Source organism: Streptomyces sp. HSW2009, from assembly GCF_040240285.1.
GTDB lineage: Bacteria > Actinomycetota > Actinomycetes > Streptomycetales > Streptomycetaceae > Streptomyces.
Genome location: NZ_JBEHZD010000429.1, coordinates 1 through 7,100, shown reverse-complemented (window position 1 = coordinate 7,100; position 7,100 = coordinate 1). Strand labels below are relative to the sequence as shown.

Here is a 7,100-nt window from a genome sequence, read left to right as displayed (position 1 = left end):
CCGGCCCCCGGGGCCGGGGCGGCCCCGCCCCCCGCCCCGGGGCGGGGGGGCCCCGCGGCCCCGGGGGGGGGGGGCCGGGGGGGGGCCCGGGGGGCCACGCCCGGGACGCGCCCCGCGGGTCGTTCTCGTCGTCCTCGGGGAGCTTCAGCACCCGCTCAAGGAAGAACGCCACGGCGACCACCGCGATGCCGGCGACCACCGACGCACCGGCGTAGATCGCCTGGTCGCGGCGGGCCGGCACGTCGAGTTCGGTGAGCACCAGGAACAGGCCGACGCCCCCGTACATCCCCGAGACCAGCGCCGCGACCAGCGCGCTCGCCTGGCCGAAGACCACCGCACGGGCCGCGACCAGGGGGTCGACGCCCTTGGCGCCCGGCCGCCGCGCGCGCGGGGCCGGGAGCCGGGCGCGCAGCGAGCGGCCGGGGGCGCCGAGGACGACGGCGATCAGCGCGAGCACGATGGGCGCCGCGAGCGGCACGCTCGGCAGCGTGTCCAGCGAGTCCCACAGCCGCGCCCCCGCCCACGACAGCACGCCGGCCACGACGAAGAGCCCGGCCAACACCCCGATTCGAAGTTGCTTCACCGAGCGGTCGCCCCTCATCGTCGTCCACAGCCCTTCCACCGGCGCCCGCGCGCTCCCGCGCCGGCCCCAGCTACCTCACAACGCCTACTCGGGCAGCCGCAGTTCCAGATCGGCCCGCGGCACCACGCCCTCCCGGTCCACCGCGGCCAGCAACTCGGCCACCGCCCCGCGCCCCGGAACGACCGCCTCCGGCTCCACGTCGTGCCACGGTACGAGAACGAAGGCGCGCTCGTGACAACGCGGGTGCGGCAGCGTGAGCACCGGGTCGTCGGAGACGACGTCCTGGTACGTCACGATGTCCACGTCGATCGTGCGCGGGCCCCAGCGCTCGTCCCGCACCCGCTCGAACGCCTCCTCGATGGCCTGGCCGCGGTCGAGCAGCGAGGACGGCGGCAGCGTCGTCTTGATCAGCACCACGGCGTTGAAGTACGTGGGTTGGGAGCCGGGGTCCACGCCCCACGGCTCGGTCTCGTACACCGGCGACACGGCCTTGACCCGCAGGCCGGGCGTGTCCTCCAGGGCGTCGACCGCGCCCTGGATGGTCTCCAGGCGGTTGCCCAGGTTGCTGCCCAGGGAGATCACCGCCCACTTCGGGTTGCTCAGGGTCACATCGGCGGCGTCCACCCGCTCCACCACGGAGGCGGGGACGGGCTGCACGGTCGGGTCGCTGCTGCTCATACTCGGCTCCGCGTGATGGTGATGGTCACGTCGTCAAAGGGAACGGTGATGGGGGCTTCCGGCTTGTGCACGACGACCTCGACCTCCTGCACGGCGGCGTGGGCCAGGCACTTCTGGGCGATCCGTTCGGCGAGCGTCTCGATCAGGTCGACCGGTTCGCCGGTCACCTCGGCCACGACCTCCTCGGCCACGATCCCGTAGTGCACGGTCTTCGTGAGATCGTCGTCGGCAGCCGCCGGCCGGGCATCCAGGCCGAGCACCACGTCCACGACGAACGTCTGGCCACGCTCGCGCTCCTCGGGGAACACGCCGTGGTGCCCACGGGCCTTCAGGCCGCGCAGCGCGACACGATCCACACGAATCACTCCAGCTTGTCGTCGGTGTGGACGACCCCGACCACGGCCGGCGCCGCCCTCCCTGCACGGGTTGAGTAATACCCCCGTTATCGAATCTACCTGCGAGCACCGACAGTCCCCGCTCGCGGGGGCTATGGACAGCACGGCGCCCAACTGCTAGGTGAACACCGGGGGCGCGCCTACCCGGCCGCCGTGCCCCCACTCCCTACCCGCCCACCACACAGCTCGAACGAGTGAACCAGCACGCGCCACCGACCCCGCCCCTCTCCCCCACGGAAAGGGCTCCGCCGCTCCCGTACCGACACGTGCGGGCAGGGTTCAACCGCTCCCGTACGGGCAGCGTCGCTGCGCGCGCGTCAGTCGCCCAGGCCGGCCGGGCTGCCGCCGATCCCGTCGTCGGGGCCACCGCCGGGGCCGTCCGCGTCATCGCTCTCGGCGAGCACCGGCGAACCGTGGTGCGACCAGACCTTCCACCCGTCCTGGCTGCGCCGGAACACGTTGGTGGCCACCACGAGTTGCCCCACCAGCGGGCCGAGCGTGCCCTCTTCCTCGGCCGGGCCGCCGCTGAGGATGTTCTCCGTACAGGTGACCAGCGCGGTGTCGCCGAGCACCGAGACCTCGACATCCGTCAGGAAGAACTGGATGTACTCGGTGTTCGCCATGATCAGCGCGTACGAGCGGAGCACCTCGCTGCGCCCGCGCAGCACCGGCCACCCCGGGTGCACGCAGCTCACGTCGTCGTCCAGCCACATCCGGCTGAGCGCCATGGCGTCCCCGCGCTCCATCGCCTCGTAGAGGGCGGTGTTCGCCAGTTCCACCAGTTCGCTGTCCGTACGGGAAGTCACACCGCTCCCTCTGCGTTGGCCACGCCGACCCCACCCGCCTCGTTCGCCTCGTTCGCCTCGCACGTCCCGCCTGCCCCGGCCTGCGCCGTCCTCACCTGTTCCGTTGCCCCGCGGTCCGCCGCGGCCCGCCCCGCGTGCTCGATCGCCTGCGCGACCCGCACCGCGTCCGCGCTGGCCCGCACCTCGTGCACGCGGACCGCCCAGGCGCCCTCGCGCGCCGCGAGCGCGGAGACCGCGGCCGTCGCCGCGTCCCGCTCCCTGGCCGGCGGCGGGCTGCCGGCGCCGCCGGCCAGCACCCGGCCGAGGAACCGTTTGCGCGAGGCGGCGACCAGCAGCGGCCGGCCGAGCCCGCGCAGCCGCGCCAGGTGCGCGACCAGCTCCAGGTCGTGGTCGGCGTTCTTGGCGAAGCCCAGGCCCGGGTCGAGGACGATCCGGTCGGGCTCGACGCCGCCGGCCACCGCGCGCTCCAGGCTCTCGGTGAGCTCGGCCACCACCTCGCCGACCACGTCCGCGTACACCGCCCGGTTGTTCATGTCGATGGACTGGCCGCGCCAGTGCATCACCACGAACGGCACCCCGGCCGCCGCCACCATCGGCACCATCGCCGGGTCGGCGCCGCCCCCGCTCACATCGTTGACCAGCGCCGCGCCGGCCCGTACGGCCTGTTCCGCGACGGTCGCCCGCATCGTGTCCACGCTGACGACGACCCCGGCCGCGGCCAGCTCCCGCACCACGGGCACCACCCGCCGCAGCTCCTCCGCCTCGTCGACGCGCGCCGCGCCCGGGCGGGTGGACTCGCCGCCCACGTCCACCAGGTCGGCGCCGCTGGCGACGAGGTCGAGGCCGTGTTTGACGGCCTGTTCGGTGTCGAACCACTGGCCGCCGTCCGAGAAGGAGTCGGGCGTGACGTTCACCACGCCCATCACGGCACACCGGTCCCACTCGGGCAGCCCGGCCAGCCCACCGATCCCCCGCCGGCCACCGCCCTCACGCAACGTACTCATGCCTCCAGCCTAGGCTGCCCCGCGCGCCGACCGCCCGGGGCGGCCCGCCCCCGCCCCGGCGCCCCGGGCCTGCGCCCCCAGACCCCGGTACGTACCGGGGCACCCCGCCGCGGCCCCCGCGCCCCGTCGCTAGCCCGACGCCCTGCCGGGCGCACCGGCCCCGACCGGCACCCCGGACCCGCCGGCGTGCTCCGCGCCCGCGGGTCGTCCGGCCGCGGCCGGCGCTTGCGCCCCCTGACCGCGCTGCCCGCGGTCGGCGGCGGCCAGCTCCCAGCCGTCGGCGCCCGTGCCGCACGAGCCCCCGCCGGGCGCGGAACCGGAACCCCCGCGCCACCACCGGGGACGCGGCACCGACAGCGATACGAAGCCCTCGGCCTGCATCGCGGCCAGACCGATGCGTGGCAGGTCACGGGTGTTACGGAAGACCACGAAGCGCGGTTCCCAGCGCGGCTGGAACTTCGCGTTGAACTTGTACAGCGACTCGATCTGGAACCAGCGCGAGAGGAACAGCAGCAGCCCGCACCAGCCGCGCAGCACCGGCCCGGCGCCCAGCCGCTCGCCGCGGGCCAGCGCCGAGCGGAACATCGCGAAGTTCAGCGAGACCCGCTTGACGCCCAGCTCAGGCGCGGCCTGGAGGGAGGCCACGATCAGCAGCTCGTTCATGCCGGGGTCGGCGGACCGGTCCCGCCGCATCAGTTCGAGCGACATCCCGTCCCGGCCCCACGGCACGAAGTGGAGCACCGCCTTCAGGTCCCCGTACGGGCCGTCGGCCGCCCCGTCGTCCCCCTCGTCCGCGCGGTGGGCGGTGGCGATCACCGCATCGCCGTCGTTCGGGTCGCCGATCCTGCCCAGCGCCATCGAGAACCCGCGCTCGGTGTCGGTGCCGCGCCAGTCGGCCGCCGCCCGCTGGATCTGCCGCAGCTCCTCCTGGCCCAGCTCGGAGACGCGCCGCACCCGGGTCTGGTAGCCGTTGCGCTGGATGCGGCCGACCATCTGTCGCACGTTGCGCATCGAACGCCCGCTCAGCGTGAAGTCCGCCACGTCGACGATCGCCTCGTCACCGAGTTCCAGCGCGTCGAGCCCGGTCTCCCGGGTCCAGACCTGGCCGCCGGTCTCGCTGCACCCCATCACGGCGGGCGTCCACGAGTGCGCCTTCGCCTCCGCCATGAAGCACTCGATGGCGCCCGGCCACGCCTCCACGTCACCGACCGGGTCGCCGCTGGCCAGCATCGTTCCGGAGACCACCCGGTAGCAGACGGCGGCCTTGCCGCTGGGCGAGAAGACCACCGCCTTGTCGCGGCGCAGCGCGAAGTGACCGAGCGAGTCCCGCCCGCCGTGCCGCTCAAGGAGTTCCCGCAGCCGCCCCTCGTCCTCGGCGGTCAGCCGGGCCGCCGGCTCCTCGGGCCGGAACGCCAGGTACACGGTGGTCACCACGGTCAGCAGGCCGAGCGCGCCGAGCGAGTACCCCACCGTGTAGTCCACGCCGCCGGTGTAGTCCACCGGGCCCTCGAAGCCGATCAGCCCCCACAGCACGTGCTCGCAGCGGTCGGTGAACGAGGGGGCGCCGACCTCCTTGCCCGGGTGCGAGCCGACGATGACCAGACCGAGCGCGGCGCTGGCCCCGCCCAGCAGGACGAAGTTGGCCAGTGCCTTCCACCGGGTGCGCGGGTCGGGCAGCGCGGCGAACTCGCCCCGGTGCCGCAGCAGCACCGCGAGCAGCGCCAGCGACAGGACGACACCCGTGATGGAGTGCCGGTAGATCAGTTGCGCCGCGGGGCCGCCCGGCAGCAGGGCGGGCGCCGCCACCCAGGCCCGTCGTTTGCGCCGCTTGAGGCCGTGGGCGAGCATGAGGAGCAGGACGCCCACCACGATCGAGGCGGCGGCGGCCAGTGGGCTGACCGCCCCCGGCAGGATCTCGGCCACCGAGTGCACCCAACTGTGCCGGAAGCGCGGGAAGACGCCAGCGGCGATGTCGAGCAGGCCGATCAGCGCACAGGCGGTGCCGATCACGGAGGGAACGGTCTCGGGCCGCGGCCCCTGGGCCACCCGTCGCAACCGGGTGGCAACCACTTTGGACTCTTCACCGTCTTGCCTTGCAGACATGTACTTTCCCGTCGCCCCTGTCAAGAGGATCTGCTGCCCGCTGGTCACAGCTCTCGCCAAAACTCGTCAAATGTGCGCCCTCTAGGACGGAGATTCACCGCACGGGGTTCCCTCCCGCGGCCCGGGTGACCGGCCGCTCGTAGAAAGTTCGCCATGGGTCTCACCAGCAACCTGGTCGTGACGTTCGCCGTCATCGCCGCCGTGCTGTTCTTCGCCGCGACGGTCTGGCTGTGGCCACGGCTGGCGGGGCGCACCCCATGGGCCGTCGTCGGGCGCGTCGGCACGCTGCTGGTCACCCAGTTCTCGGTGTTCTGCGCGATCGGCCTGTTCGCGAACCAGACGTTCGGCTTCTACGGGTCCTGGGCCGACCTGCTCGGCACCGAGGACACCCCGGGTGTCGTCGTCGACCACGACACCCCGGCGCACAAGCGGGTCAAGGTCATCAGCACCCGCAAGGTGAACGTCCCCGGCGGTGACAAGGCCCGACTCGGCGGGCGCATCGAGAAGATCACCGTGCAGGGCCCCACGTCCAAGATCGCCAGCCCCGCGTACGTGTACCTGCCGCCCCAGTACTTCACCCAGCCGGACCGGCGCTTCCCCGCGGCGGTCGTGCTGACCGGCTACCCGGGCACCGCCGAGGCGCTGATCAACGGCCTGCGCTACCCACAGACCGCGCACAAGCTGGTCAAACAGGGCAAGATGCAGCCGATGGTGCTGGTCATGCTGCGGCCGACGGTGGCGCCGCCGCGGGACACCGAGTGCGTGGACGTGCCGCGCGGCCCGCAGACCGAGACGTTCTTCACCAAGGACCTGCCACTGGCGATATCCGCCTATTACCGAATAGGCAAGGGCGCCAAGCACTGGGGAGTCGTCGGCAACTCGACCGGCGGCTACTGCGCCCTGAAGATGGCCATGCGCCACCCCGAGGCGTTCTCCGCCGGGGCCGGGCTCTCCCCCTCGTACAAGGCGCCCATCGACCGCACCACCGGCGACCTGTTCGGCGGCAGCAAGCAGCTCGAACGCGAGAACAACCTGATGTGGCGGCTCGACCACAAGCCGGCGCCGCCGGTGTCGCTGCTGGTCACCAGCAGCAAGAAGGGCGAGCACAACTACAAGGACACGCTGAAGTTCATCGACAAGGTCAAGCGGCTCAACGAGGCCGGCGCACCGACCCGGATCTCCTCGATCCTGCTCGACAGCGGCGGCCACAACTTCAACACCTGGCGGCGCGAGGTCTCCGGCACCCTGACCTGGCTGGGCAACCGCCTGGAAACCCCCGCCACACCGTCCTGAACCCCGGCAGGCTGGCCACGGGGCCGCCCCGGGCCCCCGCCGGACCGTACCGTGCCCCGCTCGGCTGTCCCGCACCCCGCCGGACCCATCCGAATCCTGCTGGACCGTCCCGAATATCGCCGGTCCGTCCCGCGCCCCGCTGCGGGGCCCGCACCCCGCCGGACGTCCCCCGCCCCACCGAAAGCGGCCCGCCCCCGCGCCCGCCCGGGGGCGGGCCGGGGGGGGGCCCGCGCGGGGG

6 protein-coding genes and 1 pseudogene are annotated in these 7,100 nt (G+C 73.5%); 1 reads left to right on the top strand and 6 read right to left on the bottom strand.

The genetic code is table 11. From position 1 onward, the window contains the following. Nucleotides 1–97: 97 nt before the first annotated feature. The 6 genes and pseudogenes from AAHZ94_RS25295 to AAHZ94_RS25270 form a co-directional block, all read right to left on the bottom strand. Nucleotides 98–583: pseudogene (locus AAHZ94_RS25295) on the bottom strand (DUF3180 domain-containing protein); the annotation flags it as partial. 84 nt (nt 584–667) lie between these two features. Beyond that, nucleotides 668–1,261, bottom strand: coding sequence for a 2-amino-4-hydroxy-6-hydroxymethyldihydropteridine diphosphokinase (gene folK / locus AAHZ94_RS25290; RefSeq protein WP_349995481.1), 594 nt, complete (start codon nt 1,259–1,261; stop codon nt 668–670). Then, nucleotides 1,258–1,617, bottom strand: coding sequence for a dihydroneopterin aldolase (gene folB, locus AAHZ94_RS25285; protein ID WP_349995479.1), 360 nt, complete (start codon nt 1,615–1,617; stop codon nt 1,258–1,260). The genes folK and folB overlap by 4 nt, the downstream gene beginning before the upstream one ends. 356 nt (nt 1,618–1,973) lie before the next feature. Next, the gene (locus AAHZ94_RS25280; RefSeq protein WP_349995477.1) at nt 1,974–2,462 is read right to left on the bottom strand and encodes a nuclear transport factor 2 family protein; all 489 of its coding nucleotides are present in this window, start codon (nt 2,460–2,462) and stop codon (nt 1,974–1,976) included. Continuing rightward, the gene (folP, locus tag AAHZ94_RS25275) at nt 2,459–3,466 is read right to left on the bottom strand and encodes a dihydropteroate synthase (protein WP_349995475.1); all 1,008 of its coding nucleotides are present in this window, start codon (nt 3,464–3,466) and stop codon (nt 2,459–2,461) included. The genes AAHZ94_RS25280 and folP overlap by 4 nt, the downstream gene beginning before the upstream one ends. 129 nt (nt 3,467–3,595) lie before the next feature. Then, entirely contained in the window at nt 3,596–5,569 is a 1,974-nt protein-coding gene (locus AAHZ94_RS25270) for a phosphatidylglycerol lysyltransferase domain-containing protein (protein ID WP_349995473.1), read from the bottom strand. A 153-nt stretch (nt 5,570–5,722) separates the two neighbouring features. Between AAHZ94_RS25270 and AAHZ94_RS25265 the strand changes: the two genes are divergently transcribed. Further along, nucleotides 5,723–6,862 (top strand): alpha/beta hydrolase, encoded by a 1,140-nt coding sequence (locus AAHZ94_RS25265; protein WP_349995471.1) that lies wholly within the window; start codon nt 5,723–5,725, stop codon nt 6,860–6,862. Nucleotides 6,863–7,100 lie beyond the last annotated feature (238 nt).